Genomic DNA, 14,210 nt, shown 5'->3' on the forward strand with positions numbered 1-14,210 from the left:
ATCAATGGGCCCGGGCCGGGCGACCGCCCTGTTGCACCTGCCGGTGCAGATTGTCGACCGCAGCTTTGGAGGCCGTCACCGAATAACCCTGAAGCAGGGCATCGAAGTGATCCTCGAACAGCCAGCGCTTGTCTTCCGTGTAGCGCTGCATGTGACGCAAGTTGCGTTGGCGCAATGAAAGGCTAAGGGGCGACGGATAGATGCGCAGGTCGGCCAGATCGATCAATCCGAATTCGCCATCCTCCAGCACCAGTACGTTGCCCAGGTGCAACGAGCGGAAATACACACCCTGTTCATGCAGTTGGGCCATGAACTTGCCAAAGCGTTCCACCAGGGCCTGGCGTACTGCGGGAGCCGTGATGCCTTGCAGCACCTGACGCAGGGTATGGCCCGGCAAAGGAGAGTAATGAACGGCGCTGCTGCCGTCTTCGAGACGATACAGACCCAGTATCTCCGGGGTCGGGATGCCTGCCCTGCGCAATTGCTCGCTGTTCACGGCAAATCGCTCGGAGTAGGGATTGAAGGTGCCGGAGGTGTACCAGCGGCGACGGCGGAATAGTTTCAGGAAACTGCCATCTTCCAGGCGCAGAACTTTGGGCCCCAGGCCGTCTTCTTCGATGATCCGGGCATTTTGGCTCAGCTGCTGCATGTCGGCTGCCGAGCGTTTTACCACCGGCCTGTCCAGCAGGCGACGGGCACGCAGGTTAATGCTCAGTGCGGCAATCAGTGCCAGCGGTATCCACAGCAGGAACCAGTGCTCCTTGGGCCGCGAGAGGATGCCGCCACCCTCGGTCAGTCCCGCACCGATACCGAATACCAGCAGGGTCGAGGCGACGATCAGCAAGGGCTGTACACGCTGGCGCCAACTGCTCAGCAGTCCCCAGGCGAGGAAGAACAGCCAAGGCAGCAGGCCCAGCAGGCCGACGTAATAGAGGACGCCCAGCGCAAAACTGTGCGGCTCCTGAAAGTTGTATCCGACACCGGGATCGATCGACAGGCTGGCGTTATAGCCGTGGCCGATCCACGGATGATCGGAAATCTTGCTCAAGGCCAGTTGCCAGATTTCGAAGCGATAGGAGTCGCCACGTTCGATGATCATTTGCGAAAACACGGCCATGACCACCGCACCGCTGGTGGCCAGCGCGCCCAGCAGCAGCAGCGAACGACGGTTCCAGCAGATGAAGCACAGCCAGAGTGCCGCCGCGGTCAGGGCGACCAGCGGGGTTCTGGAACCGGTGCCGATCACCGCCGCGAACATGATCGCCATCGCCGGCATACTGAGCCAGAGCAGCTGGCGACGCTTGCAGGTCATGCTGATGCTGAGCCAGTAGGCACAAAAGAAACCGAACAGATGAGAACTGAGCAGCGGGTTGTCGAAGGCGCCACCACCGATCAGGCGCATCCCGGGCTCATAGGTGCGGGCAAAATGGATCAGGAAGACACTGGTGGCCACCAGCGCAACCAGGGCCGCCGTGAACAGCAATGGCTGGAGGATATCGTTGCGATAGCGCACCAGCAGGTAGCAGCCGGCGAACAACAGCAAGGTGTGCAGTGGCGGCTTGAACATACCGCCGATCGGTTCATCCCCCGGTCCCCAGCAAAGGCTGAGCAGCGCCCAGGCGACGAACAGCAGCAGTGCGATGATCAGTGGCTCCTGGAACAACTCCTTGAACGCCCGCGGGCGCAAGCAGATGGCGATCAGCGTCGGAATGCTGAACAAGCCGTAAAACAGCTTGTGATGAACACTGCGACCCGGCAGGAAAAACAGCGCGCACAAGAGCAGGAAGTAGCCGACGGGAAGTATCCACAGACTAATGAAATCGAAAATTCGATTGGACGTACTGCTGAAGCCGCGAAGTTGCATGCTGAGAGATTCAATCCTGAAGTTGATCGGCCATTTCGATGATGGCTATTTGATGCTGAAAAAGATGCCTAACAATAACAGCCTTTGCCCGATTGCCAGAACCCTGAAGAAGCTGTGCTAAAGTCAGCGTCCTTTTTATCGACTTTCGCGTGATATGACCGACTCCAGTCCCGCCGCAAGCCCTTCGAGCTTGAAAATCTACTTCCGCCTGCTCGGCTATGTCCGGCCGTACATCAGTCTGTTCCTGATCAGCATCGTCGGTTTTCTGATTTTTGCCTCGACCCAGCCGATGCTCGGCTACATCCTCAAGTACTTTGTCGACGGTCTGTCCAATCCCGAGGCGGTGCTGTTTCCCACCGTGCCTTACCTGCGCGATCTGCAACTGTTGCAGGCCGTGCCGCTGCTGATCATCCTGATCGCTGCGTGGCAGGGTCTGGGATCTTATCTGGGTAACTATTTCCTGGCCAAGGTTTCCCTGGGCCTGGTGCACGACCTGCGGGTGCAGTTGTTCAACAACCTGCTGGTCCTGCCCAACCGTTATTTCGACAAGCATAACTCCGGTCACCTGATTTCGCGTATCACCTTCAACGTGACGATGGTCACGGGGGCGGCAACAGATGCGATCAAGGTCGTAATCCGTGAAGGCATGACGGTGATCTTCCTGTTCGCCTCGCTGCTGTTCATGAACTGGAAGCTGACACTGGTGATGGTCGCGATCCTGCCGCTGATCGCCGTGATGGTGCGCACCGCGAGCAAGAAATTCCGCAAGCAGAGCAAGAAGATCCAACTGGCCATGGGCGACGTGACGCACGTCGCCTCGGAAACCATTCAGGGCTATCGCGTGGTGCGCAGTTTCGGTGGTGAAGCCTACGAGGAGAAACGCTTCCTCGACGCCAGCCAGAGCAACACCGACAAGCAACTGCGCATGACCCGCACCGGCGCGATCTACACGCCGATGCTGCAACTGGTGATCTACAGCGCCATGGCGGTGCTGATGTTCCTGGTGCTGTTCCTGCGCGGTGACGCCTCGGCGGGTGACATGGTGGCCTACATCACTCTGGCCGGTTTGTTGCCCAAGCCGATCCGTCAGTTGTCCGAAGTCAGTTCGACCATCCAGAAGGGCGTGGCCGGTGCCGAAAGCATTTTCGAGCAACTGGACGTCGAACCGGAAGTCGATACCGGCACGGTCGAGCGCGACTCGGTCAGCGGTCGCCTCGATGTGCGCAACCTGAGCTTCACCTACCCGGGCACCGAGCGTCAGGTACTCGACGACATCAGCTTCTCGGCCGAGCCGGGGCAAATGGTGGCGCTGGTGGGGCGTTCGGGCAGCGGCAAGTCGACCCTGGCCAACCTGATCCCGCGCTTCTATCACCACGACAAGGGCGAAATCCTGATCGACGGTGTGGAAGTCGAGCAGTACAAGCTGCTCAACCTGCGCCGCCACATTGCCCAGGTGACCCAGCACGTCACGCTGTTCAGCGACACCGTGGCCAACAACATCGCCTATGGCGATCTGGCCGGGGCACCGCGCGAAGACATCGAGAAAGCCGCGCGTGATGCCTACGCGATGGACTTCATTTCGCAGCTGCCCCAAGGCCTGGACACCCAGGTCGGCGAGAACGGCGTGCTGCTCTCCGGCGGCCAGCGCCAGCGTCTGGCGATTGCCCGTGCCTTGCTCAAGAACGCGCCGTTGCTGATTCTCGACGAGGCCACCTCGGCTCTCGACACCGAATCCGAGCGGCACATCCAGGCCGCCCTGGATCAAGTGATGAAGGGCCGTACCACGCTGGTAATTGCTCACCGCCTGTCGACCATCGAGAAGGCCGATCTGATTCTGGTCATGGATCAGGGCCGGATCGTCGAGCGCGGCACCCACGACGACCTGTTGGCACAGAACGGCTACTACGCGCGTCTCAACGCCATGGGCCTCGACGCCCCGGCCGAAGACATCGCCTGATCCCGCCGAAAACCCTGTGGGAGCGAGCCTGCTCGCGATAACGGTGCAACAGTCAACATCAATGTTGAATGTGCATGCGTCATCGCGAGCAGGCTCGCTCCCACATTCATTTGTATCCAGTCCTTTACCCTTCTTGACCAAACCGGCATAAAACCGGCCATCGCGCTTGTTAAGGTTCCTGAACGAACTCTGACTTCAAATCGAAGGGGCCATCCTCTTCGCGCGGGTGCTGGCATGCTGCAACGTTATCTCTGGAAATTGCTGCCCAAGCCGCAGCGGGCCTTTCTGCTGGGGCGCCTGTCGGTGGTCGACCGGCAAGTGGTGAACAAGTCGATGTCGGCCAGTCTGGCCTTTCCTGCCGCCTTCGAGCAGCGTGACTGTCTGTTTATCCACGTGCCCAAATGCGCCGGCAGCAGCTTGTGCGCGGCGATGTTCGACGGCTGGCGTCCCGGACACTTGCCGTTGTACTGGTACGAAGAGCAATTTCCCGAGCAATATGCCGCGGCCTACAAATTTGCCTTTGTGCGCGACCCGCTGGAGCGCGCCTATTCGGCTTACGCCTTTTTGCATGGCAACACCTTGGGCGGGCGCGATCACGCCGCTCAGCAGATGGTTCGGCAATATCGGGATTTCGACGATTTTGTCGCACGCTGGCTGCATCCGGAGACGATCTCGCGGCAGCTGCACTTTGCCGCACAGACCGACTTTCTGACCGATTCACTGGGTCATCTGGCCCTGGACTTCATCGGTTACCAGGAACATCTGGAACAGGATTTCAAACAGGTTTGCGACCGCTTGGGGATGGTGTGTCAGTTGCCGCACGTCAACAGCTCCCGGCAGCGCCAACCGCTGAAGGCGCGGGAGTTCTGCTCGGCGCGAACCCGTCGGCTGGTGCGTCGGGCCTATCAGCGCGACTACGAGTTGCTCGGTTATGAATGAGGCGCTGCACAGTCTGGTGACACGGCCTGCCATCAGCCCCTACAGCCTTGCGCTGTCCCGCCAGGCGCGAGCCGCGCTCAAGGGACAGCGGCCGCGTTGCCTGTGGCTGACCGGGCTGTCCGGCGCCGGCAAGTCGACCCTGGCCAATTCGCTGGAGCTGCATCTGCATCAATTCGGGTTGCACACCTTTCTGCTCGATGGCGACGACGTGCGCAATGGCCTGTGCCGGGACCTGGGCATGGACGATGCCGCTCGCCGGGAAAACATCCGGCGCATGGCCGAAGTCGCCCGGCTGATGGTTGATGCGGGGCTGATCGTCATCGTCGCGGCGATCTCGCCGTTTCGGGCCGAGCGGGATGCTGCGCGGCAACTGTTTGCCGAGGGCGACTTCATCGAAGTGCATGTGAGCACTTCGCTCACGGTGTGCGAGCGCCGTGATCCGAAAGGTTTGTATCAGGCGGTGCGCCAGGGTCGTATCCAGCATTTCACTGGCATCGACAGCCCTTACGAGGCGCCGTTGGCGGCGGAGTGCCGGATCGACACGGAAGCGGTCGAGCCGAGCGAGGCCTGCGAGCGGTTGGCGGCTTTTCTGCTTAAAAAATGAGCAAAAAAGCCAGCTGTTTCATCCTGTTGCAGCCGCCGCACAAGCCTTCGCCAACCCTGTGTTAATATCGCGGCCCTGTTTATTTTGTATGTGGGTTGCTCCATGAAGTTGTCCATGCCGCGATTCGATCAAGCCCCTGTCTTGGTGGTCGGCGATGTCATGCTCGACCGTTACTGGCATGGTGGTACCTCACGGATTTCCCCTGAGGCGCCGGTTCCTGTCGTTAAAGTCGAGCAAATCGAAGACCGCCCGGGCGGTGCCGCCAACGTTGCCTTGAACATTGCCGCGCTGGGTGCGCCGGCGTCGCTGGTCGGTGTGACCGGTGACGACGAAGCCGCCGACAGCCTGAGCAACAGCCTCAAGGGTGCGGGCGTACGGGCTCTGTTCCAGCGCATCGCGCACCAGCCGACCATCGTCAAGCTGCGGGTCATGAGCCGGCACCAGCAATTGCTGCGTATCGACTTCGAAGAACCGTTCGCCACCGACGCACTGGCCCTCGGCGCGCAGGTCGACGATCTGCTCGAAGGGATCAAGGTGCTGGTGCTGTCCGACTACGGCAAAGGCGCCCTGAAAAACCATCAGGCGCTGATCCAGGCCGCGCGTGCCAAAGGCATTCCGGTGCTGGCCGACCCGAAGGGCAAGGATTTCTCGATCTACCGTGGCGCGAGCCTGATCACCCCGAACCTCAGCGAGTTCGAAGCCATTGTCGGCGGTTGCGCCGATGAGCATGAGCTGGTGACCAAGGGCGCGACGCTGATGCACGACCTGGATCTCGGCGCATTGCTGGTGACCCGTGGCGAGCACGGCATGACCCTGCTGCGTCCGGATCATCCGGCACTGCATTTGCCTGCGCGGGCCCGTGAAGTGTTCGACGTGACCGGTGCCGGTGACACGGTGATTTCCACCCTGGCGGCCGCGATTGCCGCTGGCGAAGAACTGCCGCACGCGGTGGCGCTGGCCAACCTGGCGGCGGGCATCGTGGTCGGCAAGCTGGGTACGGCGGCGATCAGCGCCCCGGAACTGCGTCGCGCCATTCAGCGCGAAGAAGGTTCGGAGCGTGGCGTGCTGGGTCTGGAGCAACTGCTGCTGGCAGTCGCCGATGCCCGTGCGCACAACGAGAAGATCGTGTTCACCAACGGCTGCTTCGACATCCTGCATGCCGGCCACGTGACCTACCTCGAGCAGGCGCGAGCGCAAGGCGATCGCTTGATCGTTGCGATCAACGACGACGCCTCGGTCAGCCGCCTGAAAGGGCCGGGCCGACCGATCAACAGCGTTGACCGGCGCATGGCGGTTCTCGCCGGTCTCGGTGCAGTGGACTGGGTGATCAGCTTCGCTGAAGGCACTCCGGAAAACCTGCTGCGCGAGGTCAAGCCGGACGTGCTGGTGAAGGGCGGCGATTACGGCATCGACCAGGTTGTCGGCGCCGACATCGTCAAAGCCTACGGCGGCACCGTTAAAGTGCTGGGGCTGGTGGAAAACAGCTCGACCACGGCGATTGTGGAAAAAATCCGCAAGTCCGAGTGATGCAAACATAAAGACCGCGTCTGCGACGACTCTCTGGAGTCACTCGCAGGCGCGGTCTTTTGCCGTTCAGGAGTTCACTTTCTTGCGCGGCACGATCTTCTTCAGCAGTTGCTTCGCCTTGCCGCGCAACCGCGCCAGCCCCGTGTCCTTGGGCGGCGGCGTCAAACCCTGTTGGCGCAACCAGTCCTTCCAGCGAATCCGCTCATCGCGCACCAGCCAGCCGTCCTGTCGGGCGAAGCTTTCCGCCAGGTACAGACCGCGAGTGCCCGCCGGGTACAACTGACCTTTCTTCAGCGTGTACAGCTCAGGCAGCGGCTCGCCGTCCTGCAGCGGCATCAAGTACAGATCGGGGCGTTTGCGGTCGAGCCGGGCGACCAGTTGATCGCCTTCCAGCCGTTCATCGACATGAAACAGGCTGAGGTTCTTGGCTTCCTTGGGTACGTCCAGCCGCAGGTCGTAGATCAATTGCAGGGACGCGGTCGGCAAATGCACGTAGGCCCTCGGCCGTTCGAGCAATTGCAGATTGGCGCAACGCACCGGCCGCGCCGAACCGGACAGCGGCGTCAAGCGAAAGGGCAAGGCCTCGCGATAATGCAGCGCCGAGGCGTACGGCGCTGGCAGCCAGGTGTCGTTGAAGCGCCCGCCGAGCCAGCCTTCCGGGGTTTCCAGCAGGCATTCCTCGGCAATTTCCTGAATCGCCGTGTGCAGCGGGATATTCAGTTCATGGGCCGGCACGTAACCGGAAATCAGCTTGAGCACGACATCGCCGCGATCCTGCCGGCGCTGGCGCACCAGCACCCAGTAATCGCGATTCTGCCAGTGCAGGGTCAGGCGTACCGAGACGCCGAGGTTGGCCAGCTCCAGCGCAAAACGCTCGGCGTCGGCCACGCTGACCGGTTTGCGCCGCTGCAGGGTCTGGGCGAAATTCAGCGGCATGCCCATGCTCTGGTAGGTCAGGCCTTCCGGCGTGGCTTCGACGAACAGCGGCAGCGTCTTGAAGTTGCTCGGGTTCTTTCTGATGAGCGTACGCGGCATGTCGGCTCCTGCTTAAGGCCGCGAGGCGGCGTCAGTGACCACGAAGGACCTGGGCAACGGTCGCAACGTTATGGGCGAGGTGCAGCGGATTGATCGTCCCGACAATGGCACTGGCCACGCCGGGCTGGGCGAACAGCAACTCGAAGCTGGCGCGTACCGGATCCACGCCGGGACTCAGGCACACATGACCGCTGGCCAGGGCCTTCTTCACCAGAATGGCTTTGCCGTGGGCAGCAGCATAGTCAATGACCGCCTTCTCGTTTTGTTCGTTCAGATTGTAGGTGACCATCGCGCAGTCGCCTTGCTCCAGTGCTTTGAGGCCACCGTCGACGGTTTTGCCGGAAAAGCCGAAGCCGCGAATCTTGCCCTCGGCCTTGAGTGCCGCGAGGGTTGCGTAGACTTCGCTGTCGTTGAGGATCGCCAGATCGTTACCGTCGGAGTGCACCAGCACCAGGTCGATAAAATCGGTTTCAAGACGTTGCAGGCTGCGCTCCACCGACATCCGAGTGTGTGCGGCGCTGAAGTCGTGGGTCGACTGGCCGTCGACAAATTCTTCGCCGACCTTGCTGACGATCACCCAGTCCTGACGCTGACCGCGCAGCAGTGGGCCGAGGCGTTCTTCGCTGCGGCCATAGGCCGGGGCGGTGTCGATCAGGTTAATGCCCAGCTCCCGCGCCTGCTTGAGCAACATGCGTGCGGCGTCGTCGTCGGGGATCTGGAAGCCGTTGGGGTATTTCACGCCCTGGTCGCGACCGAGTTTGACGGTGCCCAGGCCCAGCGGCGAAACCAGCAGGCCGGTGCTGCCCAACGGGCGATGCAGATCGTGCAGGGTCGGCAGGCTCATGGCAGCAGTTGCTCCCAGGCGGGAACGCCCATCGGTGGTTTTGGCAGCTCGGGCAGCGGAGCCGGTTGGCTTGGCTGGATGCCGTCGCGCTCCAGGGACGCGATTACCCGGTCAGCGAAGTCCGGCGCCAGGGCCAGTTTGGTTGGCCAGCCGACCAGCAGACGACCTTCTTCAGCGAGGAACGCGTTGTCCGGACGGGTAAGACCGGTTTGCAGCGGTTCGGCGCGATCGACGCGCAGGGTCGCCCATTGCACGGTGCTCAGGTCGATCCATGGCAACAGCTGACCGAGCTCTTTTTGAGCGGTGGCGATCTGTTCGGCCGGCTCACGGGCCACGCCTTCGGATTCGGCAATGTCGCCGCCCAGATACCAGACCCACTGACCGTCAGCGGCCGGGTGGGTGGTCACGGTGATGCGCGGTTTGGTGCCGCCACCGAGGCAGTGCGCGTACAGCGGCTTCAGGCCCGGGCCCTTGGCGATGATCATGTGCAGTGGCCGGCGTTGCATGGCCGGATGAGTCAGGCCCAAAGCAGTCAGCAGGTCGGCGGTACCGGCACCGGCACTGAGCACGATGCGCTGGGCGCAGATCTCGCGGCCATCGACTTTCAAGCCAACCAGCACGCCGCTTTCCAGCAGCGGCTCGATGGTCTGGCCGGCCAGCAGACCGTCACCCGACAGGTCGGCCAGACGCTGGATCAGGCTCGGTACATCGATCACCAGTTCGGCGAGGCGGTAGACCTTGCCCTTGAAGCGTTTGTCTTGCAGGGCCGGCGGCAGTTGATCGCCCTTGACCTGATCGACCCGGCCACGCACCGCTTTGCTGGCGAAGAAACTGGTGAGGTTGCCGGCCAGGGTGCCCGGCGACCACAGGTAATGGGCTTCGGACAGCAGGCGCACGCCGCTCAGATCCAGTTCGCCGTTACCGGCCAGGGCTTCACGCCAGCGGCGCGGCATGTCGGCGATGGCTTCCGAGGCGCCGGTCAGCGCACCGTGCAACGCGTACTTGGCGCCGCCGTGGATGATGCCCTGGGACTTCACGCTCTGCCCGCCGCCGAGGCTGGCGCTTTCCACCAGCACGGTCGAGAAACCCTGGCGACGCAGGCGCGCGTTCAGCCAGAGACCGGCGACACCCGCGCCGACAATCAGCACGTCGGTGGAAATTGGAGATGGCATGCAACGACCTCAGTGTTCAAGACGAGGGCGCAGTATACAGACTCGGGGAAAAGGGGATTTGTCGATGATCAACAGAGGGAAGGCATGAGCCCTTGCCGGCACGATTGCCTGCAAGGGCTTAGGTCAGGATTAATGGCCGGCGGTTTTCGAGAACAGCTGAATCACCACCACGCCGAGCACGATCAGCGCCATCCCGAGCATTGCCGGGACATCCAGCTTCTGCCCATAAATGAAAAGCGCCGCGACGCTGACCATCACGATGCCCATGCCGGCCCACACCGCGTAGGCCACGCCCACCGGCACGCTGCGCACCACCAGGGTCAGCATCCAGAACGCGATGGCGTAGCCGACGATGACCAGCACCAGTGGCAAAGGCGTGCTGAAACCTTTGACGGCTTTCATCGAAACGGTCGCGATCACTTCGGCACAGATGGCGATGGCCAGGTAGACGTAAGCGTTCATGTTCAAATCCTCGTGTGTAGCGTTGCTTTCTGAGGCGGCATTCTAGTGATTCACCAGATGGGGTAAAGTCATTACCTATCTGTTTACAAGATGGGTTGGCCGATGAGCATGCAGTGGAATCTGGAGCAGTTGCGGGTGTTTGTCGCGGTGGCTGAACAGCGTTCGTTTTCCGCCGTGGCGCGTCAGCAACGCAAGGCGCAGTCGGCGATCAGCAGCGCGATTGCCATGCTCGAGGACGACCTCGGTGTCAGTCTGTTCGAGCGTAGCAGTGGTCGCCAGCCGAGTCTTACCGAAACGGGTGAAGCTTTGCTTGAAGAGGCGCGTGAAGTGTTGCGCCAGTGCGAGCGCCTGAACGGTCGGGCCGTGGCCATGATGCGCGGGCAGGAAGCGCAACTGCGGGTGGCCCAGGACGAGGCGATGCCTTATCAGGCGCTGGTGGAAAGCTTCGGCGCGCTGGCCGAGCAGTTTCCGAGTCTGGAGGTGCAACTGACCAGCGCCGCCCAGGGTGAAGTCTCGCGCAAACTGGTGGAGCGTCGGGCCGATCTCGGGCTGCTGTTCTATCACGACGAAATCCCCGAAGCGCTGGAACGTCGGGTGCTGGGCAGCGTGGAAATGGTCACGGTCTGCGGCGTCAATCATCCGCTGGCCGCGCAATCCCGGGTCAACTGTCAGCAGCTTGCTCAACATCGGCAATTGCTGATGTCGACTCAGACCAGCGTCTATCCCGGCAGCGAACCGGCCAGCCCGCAGGTCTGGCGCGCCGACAGTTTTTACGTGATGGCCGAATGGCTGGTGCGCGACCTCGGCTGGGCCTGGCTGCCGCGCCACGTGGTGCAGTACTCGGCGTATCAGGGCCTGATGGTGGAACTCGACAGCGAATGGACGCCGCCGGCGCTGGTGGTGGAACTGGTCTGGCGCCGCGACGAACCGCTGGGGCCGGCCGCTCGCTGGCTGGCGGAGCGATTTGCCATACACCTGCGGGCGATCGCCGGCAAAAGCCGATAAACTCCGCCGCCATGAATAGAACTCTCTACACCGCGCTGTTTTACCTGGGGCTGCCATTGGTGGCGATTCGGCTGTGGCTGCGCTCGCGCAAGGCACCGGCGTATGCCAAGCGGATTGGCGAACGTTTCTCCTACGGCATGCCGACCCTGCAACCGGGCGGCATTTGGGTTCACGCCGTGTCGGTGGGCGAAAGCATCGCCGCCGCGCCGATGATCCGCGCGCTGCTGCAACGTTATCCACAGCTGCCGATCACCGTGACCTGCATGACGCCGACCGGTTCGGAGCGCATTCACGCGATGTTCGCCAACGAGCCGCGCATCCAGCATTGCTACTTGCCCTACGACTTGCCCTGCGCGGCGGCGCGTTTTCTGGATCGCGTGCAGCCGAAACTGGCGGTGATCATGGAAACCGAACTGTGGCCCAACCACATTCACCAATGCGCCAAACGCGGGATTCCGGTGGCGCTGGCCAACGGGCGCCTGTCCGAGCGCTCGGCCAAAGGCTATGGCCGGTTCAGCAAACTGACCGCGCCGATGCTCGCCGAGATGAGCCTGTTCGCCGTGCAGACCGAAGCCGAAGCCCAGCGCTTCCGTGATCTCGGCGCGCGCCCTGAGACAGTCGAAGTCACCGGCTCGATCAAGTTTGACCTGACCATCGATCCGCAACTGCTGCAACGTGCCGCAGAACTGCGCGGCCAATGGCAGGCGCTGGAGCGCCCGGTATGGATCGCCGCCAGCACCCATGAAGGCGAAGACGAAGTGGTGCTGAATGCTCACCGTCGCCTGTTGGCCAACCATCCCGATGCGCTGCTGATTCTGGTGCCGCGTCACCCCGAGCGTTTCAACTCGGTGTTCGAGTTGTGCCAGCGTGAAGGCTTTGCCACGGTGCGTCGTTCGACCGGCGCGAGCGTCGATGCGCAGACGTCGGTGCTGCTCGGCGACACCATGGGCGAGTTGCTGTTTCTCTACGCATTGGCCGACAGTGCGTTTGTCGGCGGCAGTCTGGTAGCCAACGGCGGACACAACCTGCTGGAGCCGGCAGCGCTGGCGAAACCGGTGATCAGCGGCCCGCATCTGTTCAACTTCCTCGACATCGCTGCGCAACTGCGCAGCGCAGGAGCCTTGGCCGAGGTTGACGACGCCGAAGGTCTGGCGACAGAAGTGCAGCGTCTGTTCGAACTGCCGCGCGATGCACAGCGCATGGCAGAAGCCGGGCTGAGCGTGATGCGCCGCAATCAGGGCGCGTTGCAGCGCTTGCTCGATGGCCTGGGAAGGTTGATCGACCGCCCATAAAAAAACGCAGCCTCAGGGCTGCGTTTTTTGTTTAAGGCCGGGCCTTGAGCTGTGCTTCCGCAGCCTTGGCCAGGTCCGGCGGCAGGAAATCCTTGTCCGGGTTGTAGTCGGCTTTCAGATAACGCGTCAGATCCTGCAAATCACCCGGGTTCAGCGTCCCCGCCGCCTGCTTCAGGCGCAGGTTGTCGAGGATGTAGTCGTAGCGGGTGTTGTTGTAGTTGCGCACCGAGGTGTACAGCTGACGCTGGGCGTCGAGTACGTCGACGATGTTGCGCGTCCCCACCTGATAACCGATTTCCGTGGCTTCCACCGCGCTCTGGTTGGAGATGATCGACTGGCGGCGCGCCTGTACCTGCTCGACGTCGGTGTTCACCGCGCGGTGCAGGTTGCGGGTGTTCTCGACGATCTGCCGGCGCAGGCCTTCACGTTGCTGTTCGGTCTGATCCAGTTGCGCGTAAGACTGGCGCACCTGGGAGCTGGTCAGCCCGCCGCTGTAGATCGGGATGTTCACCTGCAACGCCAGGGTGCGTTGTTCGACGTTGCCGCCATACGGCGTGCCGAAAGCATTCGGGTTGCTGAAGCCAAACGAATCGTTGTCGCCTTTCTCGTATTTCGCCACGGCGTCGAGGGTCGGCAGGTGGCCGGCCTTGCGCTGTTTCAAGGTCTGTTCGGCGGAGCTGACCGCGTAGTTGCTGGCCAGCAGATTGAGGTTCTGTTTCGCGGCGGTATCGACCCAGGCCTTGGCGTCGTTCGGCGCCGGCGGCAGGATCGGCAACGTGTGGACGATGCCCTGGATCGAGTTGTACTGACGGTTGGTCAGGGTGATCAGGGCTTCGAACGCATCATCGACCTGACGCTGGGCGACGATCCGGTTGGCGCGGGCAGTGTCGTAACTGGCTTGCGATTGCAGCACGTCGGTCTTGTCCGACAGGCCCACATCGAAGCGCTCGTTGGACTGGTCGAGCTGGCGCTTGAACGCGGCTTCCTCGGCCTTGGTCGAGGCCAGGTTGTCCTGGCTGCGCAGCACGTTGAAGTAGCTTTCGGCGGTTTGCAGGATCAGGTTCTGCTCGGTGGCCGAGAGTTGCAGCGCGGCCTGCTCGTTGACGTCCTTGGCGGCCTGGTACTGGAACCAGCGATCGGCGCGGAACAGCGGTTGCGCCAAGGTCGCCTGATACGACTGGGCGCTGCGGTTGGCGACGGCCGACGGCTGATCGATGTCGGTGCGCACATTGGCGACCTGGGCGCCACCGGACAAGTTCGGCAGCAGCCCGGCGCGGGCCTGGGGCACGACTTCTTTCTGCGCGCCGTACTGGGCGCGGGCGGCGGCCAGGTCGGCGTTGTTGTCGACCGCTTCCTGATAAACGCTGACCAGATCAGTCTTGGTCGATAAAGGCGCTTCTGCTGCCCAGACCGTGGCGGTGGACGCACAAGACACGGCAACAGCCAGTGAGAGTTTGCGCAGCATGAGGCGATCCCTAGCATGAATATTATGGAAATAATCCGGGCGCC

General features: G+C 62.3%; 12 protein-coding genes. 6 read left to right on the forward strand and 6 right to left on the reverse strand.

What is annotated here, in order from left to right; translation table 11 throughout:
- Position 1: 1 nt before the first annotated feature.
- Positions 2-1,864, reverse strand: a complete 1,863-nt coding sequence (locus tag AC0R79_RS03545) for a bifunctional O-antigen ligase/aminoglycoside phosphotransferase family protein (RefSeq protein WP_127796726.1) — start codon at positions 1,862-1,864, stop codon at positions 2-4.
- Positions 1,865-2,018: 154 nt separating this feature from the next.
- Between AC0R79_RS03545 and msbA the strand changes: the two genes are divergently transcribed.
- The 4 genes from msbA (at position 2,019) to hldE (ending at position 6,891) form a co-directional block, all read left to right on the forward strand.
- Positions 2,019-3,821: a lipid A export permease/ATP-binding protein MsbA gene (gene msbA / locus AC0R79_RS03550; RefSeq protein ID WP_007952248.1), complete on the forward strand. Its 1,803-nt coding sequence runs from the start codon at positions 2,019-2,021 to the stop codon at positions 3,819-3,821.
- Positions 3,822-4,055: 234 nt separating this feature from the next.
- Positions 4,056-4,760 carry a sulfotransferase family 2 domain-containing protein gene (locus AC0R79_RS03555; RefSeq protein WP_007952246.1) on the forward strand — a complete coding sequence of 235 codons (705 nt, stop codon included), beginning with the start codon at positions 4,056-4,058 and terminating at the stop codon, positions 4,758-4,760.
- Positions 4,753-5,364 (forward strand): adenylyl-sulfate kinase, encoded by a 612-nt coding sequence (gene cysC, locus AC0R79_RS03560; protein WP_474733226.1) that lies wholly within the window; start codon positions 4,753-4,755, stop codon positions 5,362-5,364. The genes AC0R79_RS03555 and cysC overlap by 8 nt, the downstream gene beginning before the upstream one ends.
- A gap of 102 nt (positions 5,365-5,466) precedes the next feature.
- Positions 5,467-6,891 (forward strand): bifunctional D-glycero-beta-D-manno-heptose-7-phosphate kinase/D-glycero-beta-D-manno-heptose 1-phosphate adenylyltransferase HldE, encoded by a 1,425-nt coding sequence (gene hldE, locus AC0R79_RS03565; protein ID WP_007952241.1) that lies wholly within the window; start codon positions 5,467-5,469, stop codon positions 6,889-6,891.
- 66 nt (positions 6,892-6,957) lie between these two features.
- Here hldE and AC0R79_RS03570 read toward each other — a convergent pair whose 3' ends face one another.
- From AC0R79_RS03570 to AC0R79_RS03585, 4 genes are all read right to left on the reverse strand, one after another.
- Entirely contained in the window at positions 6,958-7,926 is a 969-nt protein-coding gene (locus AC0R79_RS03570; protein ID WP_127796729.1) for a metal ABC transporter ATPase, read from the reverse strand.
- 31 nt (positions 7,927-7,957) lie between these two features.
- Positions 7,958-8,770: an aldo/keto reductase gene (locus tag AC0R79_RS03575; RefSeq protein ID WP_011332151.1), complete on the reverse strand. Its 813-nt coding sequence runs from the start codon at positions 8,768-8,770 to the stop codon at positions 7,958-7,960.
- On the reverse strand, positions 8,767-9,942 hold the full coding sequence (locus AC0R79_RS03580; protein WP_127796730.1) for an NAD(P)/FAD-dependent oxidoreductase: 1,176 nt from the start codon (positions 9,940-9,942) through the stop codon (positions 8,767-8,769). Before AC0R79_RS03580 ends, AC0R79_RS03575 begins: the two co-directional genes overlap by 4 nt.
- A gap of 129 nt (positions 9,943-10,071) precedes the next feature.
- Complete coding sequence (locus AC0R79_RS03585) at positions 10,072-10,404, reverse strand: DMT family transporter (protein WP_085608473.1); 333 nt, start codon at positions 10,402-10,404, stop codon at positions 10,072-10,074.
- Positions 10,405-10,506: 102 nt separating this feature from the next.
- On the opposite strand from AC0R79_RS03585, the gene AC0R79_RS03590 reads away from it, so the two are divergent.
- A complete protein-coding gene (locus tag AC0R79_RS03590) occupies positions 10,507-11,409 on the forward strand; it encodes a LysR family transcriptional regulator (protein ID WP_127796731.1) in 903 nt (300 codons plus the stop codon).
- Positions 11,410-11,420: 11 nt separating this feature from the next.
- Positions 11,421-12,701, forward strand: coding sequence for a lipid IV(A) 3-deoxy-D-manno-octulosonic acid transferase (gene waaA / locus AC0R79_RS03595; RefSeq protein ID WP_474733234.1), 1,281 nt, complete (start codon positions 11,421-11,423; stop codon positions 12,699-12,701).
- A 31-nt stretch (positions 12,702-12,732) separates the two neighbouring features.
- Here the strand turns inward: waaA and AC0R79_RS03600 are convergent, their stop codons facing one another.
- Positions 12,733-14,166, reverse strand: a complete 1,434-nt coding sequence (locus tag AC0R79_RS03600) for a TolC family outer membrane protein (RefSeq protein WP_085608475.1) — start codon at positions 14,164-14,166, stop codon at positions 12,733-12,735.
- Positions 14,167-14,210: the final 44 nt, after the last annotated feature.

Source organism: Pseudomonas sp. HD57-3, from assembly GCF_056113135.1.

What these genes read in the sequence shown, in the direction of transcription:
- AC0R79_RS03600 (WP_085608475.1), bottom strand. Translation starts at nt 14,166, where the DNA reads ATGCTGCGCAAACTCTCACTGGCTGTTGCCGTGTCTTGTGCGTCCACC.
- AC0R79_RS03555 (WP_007952246.1), top strand. Translation starts at nt 4,056, where the DNA reads ATGCTGCAACGTTATCTCTGGAAATTGCTGCCCAAGCCGCAGCGGGCC.
- waaA (WP_474733234.1), top strand. Translation starts at nt 11,421, where the DNA reads ATGAATAGAACTCTCTACACCGCGCTGTTTTACCTGGGGCTGCCATTG.
- cysC (WP_474733226.1), top strand. Translation starts at nt 4,753, where the DNA reads ATGAATGAGGCGCTGCACAGTCTGGTGACACGGCCTGCCATCAGCCCC.
- AC0R79_RS03545 (WP_127796726.1), bottom strand. Translation starts at nt 1,864, where the DNA reads ATGCAACTTCGCGGCTTCAGCAGTACGTCCAATCGAATTTTCGATTTC.
- AC0R79_RS03575 (WP_011332151.1), bottom strand. Translation starts at nt 8,770, where the DNA reads ATGAGCCTGCCGACCCTGCACGATCTGCATCGCCCGTTGGGCAGCACC.
- hldE (WP_007952241.1), top strand. Translation starts at nt 5,467, where the DNA reads ATGAAGTTGTCCATGCCGCGATTCGATCAAGCCCCTGTCTTGGTGGTC.
- AC0R79_RS03580 (WP_127796730.1), bottom strand. Translation starts at nt 9,942, where the DNA reads ATGCCATCTCCAATTTCCACCGACGTGCTGATTGTCGGCGCGGGTGTC.
- msbA (WP_007952248.1), top strand. Translation starts at nt 2,019, where the DNA reads ATGACCGACTCCAGTCCCGCCGCAAGCCCTTCGAGCTTGAAAATCTAC.
- AC0R79_RS03570 (WP_127796729.1), bottom strand. Translation starts at nt 7,926, where the DNA reads ATGCCGCGTACGCTCATCAGAAAGAACCCGAGCAACTTCAAGACGCTG.
- AC0R79_RS03590 (WP_127796731.1), top strand. Translation starts at nt 10,507, where the DNA reads ATGAGCATGCAGTGGAATCTGGAGCAGTTGCGGGTGTTTGTCGCGGTG.
- AC0R79_RS03585 (WP_085608473.1), bottom strand. Translation starts at nt 10,404, where the DNA reads ATGAACGCTTACGTCTACCTGGCCATCGCCATCTGTGCCGAAGTGATC.